This window comes from Yinghuangia sp. YIM S09857, assembly GCF_051388915.1.
Lineage (GTDB): Bacteria > Actinomycetota > Actinomycetes > Streptomycetales > Streptomycetaceae > Yinghuangia.
In genome coordinates, this window is sequence record NZ_JBPKBH010000005.1 from 432,952 (window position 1) to 436,808 (window position 3,857).

Annotated in this window: 2 protein-coding genes; both read left to right on the forward strand. The window is 73.1% G+C overall.

Annotated features, from left to right (window positions below; translation table 11 throughout):
- Positions 1-210: 210 nt before the first annotated feature.
- Positions 211-1,638 (forward strand): hypothetical protein, encoded by a 1,428-nt coding sequence (locus tag ACRX5S_RS13365; protein ID WP_436773103.1) that lies wholly within the window; start codon positions 211-213, stop codon positions 1,636-1,638.
- Between the two features lie 86 nt (positions 1,639-1,724).
- Positions 1,725-3,668 carry a VWA domain-containing protein gene (locus ACRX5S_RS13370; RefSeq protein WP_436773104.1) on the forward strand — a complete coding sequence of 648 codons (1,944 nt, stop codon included), beginning with the start codon at positions 1,725-1,727 and terminating at the stop codon, positions 3,666-3,668.
- The last annotated feature ends 189 nt before the right edge of the window (positions 3,669-3,857 follow it).

The window sequence follows — 3,857 nt, forward strand, 5'->3', positions numbered from 1 at the left end:
CCGGGCCGGGCGCCGCAGCGAGCGGTGCCCGGCCCGCGCCACCGCCCCCGAGGGAGACGCGAGGGTCCCTCGTCCTGTCTGCGCCACCGCGTGATCTCTACGATCGGGGCACCGCGGACTTTGCGGCGCGGAGCCAGCAGGCAGCGACCAGCAGGCAGGCGGCGACCAGCAGCCGCCACCACGGGCAGCCACGACAAGGAGCCGGAGCTCATGACCACCCGAACACGACGCTCGCGCGCCGCCGTGCTCGCGATATCCGCGCTCATGCTCGCCGGGACCCTGCCCGCGTTGTCCGCCTCCGCCTCCGCCTCCCCCGCGGAGGACGACCGCGCGCAGAGCTACAGGACCTCCGGCACCGCGGTGAAGGGGTCGACGACCGACTGCAAAACCGCGCCGATCGTCGGCCCCGGGCAGTACGTGGACACGCTGGTCGCCGAGAAGGACCTCTACTACCGCGTCAAGAAGCGCCCCGACCAGCTCCTCCAGGTCAGCACCACGGTCGTGCTGGCCCACCGCTTCACCCGCAACTCCAGCATCGAGGTCTTCGCCGGGCCGATGCCGGCCGACATCAAGCCCGAGGGCTGGCTGCACGCCTTCGGCACCGTGGTCGGCTGGGCGAACGTCCTGTCCGCCGGGACCCGCAGCGAGGCCGTGGACCCGGACGACAAGTCGGACCCGCGACCGCTGCCCCCGGACGACATGGGCTGCATCCGGATCCACAACCGGCTGAGCGACGACAAGGACGACCCGGCCTTCCCCGTCGAGCTGCTGGTCGGCCTCGCCGACGCCGACCCCGCCAAGAAGGCCGTGCCGCCCGCCCCGCAGGTGCGCACCGGGTCGGACGCGCAGGGCGGCACCTCGTTCGCCGACGCGACCCCGATCGGGCCGGGCACCTACCGGCAGAACCTCACGGTCGGGCAGTTCCCGATGTGGCGGGTGGACGTACGCCCGGGGCAGCGCCTGTCGATCAAGGGCGGAGTCGAGACGCCGGGCGACTTCCCGTACGACACCGCGATGGCGTTCACCGTGGTGACCTTCAACGAACTGCGGCAGGAGACGATCTGCGCCACCGACTACTCCGGGCGCGTGGTCCTGTTCGACCGCAGAAAGGGTCGCTTCGAGAAGTCGTGCGGCCCCTGGGAGATCGCCGACCCGGAGAAGATCCGGAGCAACAACCTCGAATACGCCACGCCCGGCACGTACTACATCCAGCTCGCCGTCGCCGAGCCCGGCGAGTCCGCGATCGGGCGCGTCGTCCCGGTGGACATGGTGGTGACCGTCGACGGCACGCCGCGTGCCGAGCCCGTCCCGGTCTTCGACTTCGGCGGACAGTCGCCGGAGACACCGGGCACCGGCACGGTGCAGACGGAGAGCGACACCGGCTCCGCGCCGGGCGGCACCGCGACCGGCGGGTCCGCGTCCCCCGGCAAGGAGGCGCAGCAGTCGGGCGGGACGGGCACGCAGGGCGGCAAGGGCACCGAAGGCGCGGACGGCACCGAGGAGTTGCCGGGCAGCTCCGCGTCCGCGGACGGCGGCTCGGACGACTCGACGGCGCGCAAGCTGGCGCTTCCGGTCGGCATCGCCCTCGGCCTCGCCCTGCTCGGCGGCGTCGGCTACTACGGCCTGCGCCGCCGCTGACCCCCTGACCCCCTGGCGCCCCTCACCCCCGGCACGGCAAGCGACCGCGAACCGAGCGCCGAGAGCGCAGCAAAGGACATGGAGCCATGACCATCGGAAACCGACGCCTCCGGGCCGCGGCACTCGCCCTGCCCGCCCTCATGCTCGGCGGCCTCCTGCCCTCCGCCACGACCGCCGCGGCGGCCCCCCAGGCACCGACCGCACCGGCCGCCGAAGGCGAACCCCCGCCCAAGATGGAACTCGTGCTGGACCTGTCCGGGTCGATGAAGGAGAACGACGCGGGCGGCCAGACCCGCCTCGCCGCCGCCAAGCAGGCCGTCGGCCGCATCATCGACACCGCGCCGGAGAGCGCGCAGTTGGGCCTGCGGGTGTACGGGGCGACGTACGGCGGCCAGGACAAGGGCCCCGGGTGCGCCGACACCCAACTGCTCTTCCCGATCAAGCCCATGGACTCCGCCGCGCGTGCCGACGCCAAGCAGCGCGTCGCCGCCATGGACGCCGTCGGCTTCACCCCCATCGGCGTCGCGCTGCGCGAGGCGGCCAAGGACGTCGGCACCGACGGCAAGCGCCGCATCGTGCTCGTGTCTGACGGCGAGGACACCTGCGCTCCCCCGCCGCCCTGCGACGTCGCCCGCGAACTCAAGGCCCAGGGCATCGACCTCGCCGTCGACGCGGTCGGCTTCAAGACCACCGGCGCCGCCCGCGACCAACTCAAGTGCATAGCCCAGGTGAGCGGCGGATCGTACGCGGACGCCGACAACGCCGACGCGCTCACCGCCAACCTGAGCACGCTGTTCCGCAAGGCGTGGACGACGTACCAGGCCACCGGCACTCCCATCAAGGGCTCCATCGAGGGCTGCGCCGACGCGCCGATGATCACGCCGGGCCAGTACCTGGACGGCTTCACCGGCGGACGCGACCTCTACTACCAGGTCAAGAAGCGCCCCGACCAGCTCCTCCAGGTCTCCGCGACGGCCGTCGCCGAGGAGGGCTACGGCCGCGGCGCGGGCCTGACCGTGCAGGCCGGCACGGTCGGCAGCGGCGACCCGGACGACTGGCTGCGGCAGTACGAGCAGTCCATGGGCTGGGCGAACGTCATCACCGCGGGTGCCCGCAGCAAGCCGGACACCGAAGGCACCCCGCCTCCGAACGACGTCGGCTGCATCATGATCGAGAACGACGTCACCGACGCCGGCGACATGCCGATGCCCGTCGAACTCCTCGTCGGCATCGCCGAGACCACCGGCGGCCCGCAGACCGCGAAGGAAGTCCCGGTCAAGACCGGCCCGGACGCGGTGGGCGGCTTCTCGTTCAACAGCGCCACCCCGATCGGCCCGGGCACCTACAAGCAGAGCATCGCGGTCGGCGAGGCACCGTTCTGGCGCGTCGACCTCAAGGCCGGACAGCAGCTCACCGTCAAGGCCGGGGTGGACATCCCGCACGACTTCCCGAACAGCATCACCGCCGGGTGGAGCGTCAAGATCTTCAACGCCACCCGCAACCCGACGACGTGCGACGCCAAGGACTCCAGCGTCGTCGAGCTGATCCAGCGCGACAAGGGCCGCTTCGAACGCACTTGCGGCCCCTGGCAGATCGCCCGTCCGGAGGACGCCGGCAGCTTTGACCCGAACGGGTACGCGGTGCCGGGCACCTACTACATCCAGCTCCAGGTCGCCGAGCCGCCGGACGAGGCCAAGGGCCTGGTCCTGCCCATCGACCTGACCGTCGAGATCGGCGGCACGCCGCGCCCCGGCACCGACCCGGTCTTCGCCTTCGACGCCGAGACCGCGGCCGCCACGGCGAACGGCGGCACCCCGGCCCAGGCCGCGACCGGCGGCCAGGCCACCGGGAACACCGGGCAGACGGGCAAGGGCCAGACCGGCAAGGGCGGCGAATCCGTCGACCTGCCCGGGCAGTCCGCGTCGTCCGAGGACGACTCCACCGCGGGCAGGCTCGCGCTGCCGGTGGGCATCGTGCTGGGCGTCGCACTGCTCGGCGGCGTCGGCTACTACGGCCTGCGCCGCCGCTGACCGCGCCGCGCCACAGGCCCCGCACCACAGGCCCACACCAGCGACACCGCACCACTGATCAGCACCCCTGATCAGCGCCACTGTTCAGCACCACAGATCAGACCACGGACACCGCGGGGGGGGGGGGGGGGGGGGGGGGGGGGGGGGGGGGGGGGGGGGGGGGGGGGGGGGGGGGGGGGGGGGGGGGGG

Bases quoted from the DNA above. Each gene is read 5' to 3' on its own strand.
- ACRX5S_RS13365 (WP_436773103.1), top strand. From the start codon at position 211: ATGACCACCCGAACACGACGCTCGCGCGCCGCCGTGCTCGCGATATCC.
- ACRX5S_RS13370 (WP_436773104.1), top strand. From the start codon at position 1,725: ATGACCATCGGAAACCGACGCCTCCGGGCCGCGGCACTCGCCCTGCCC.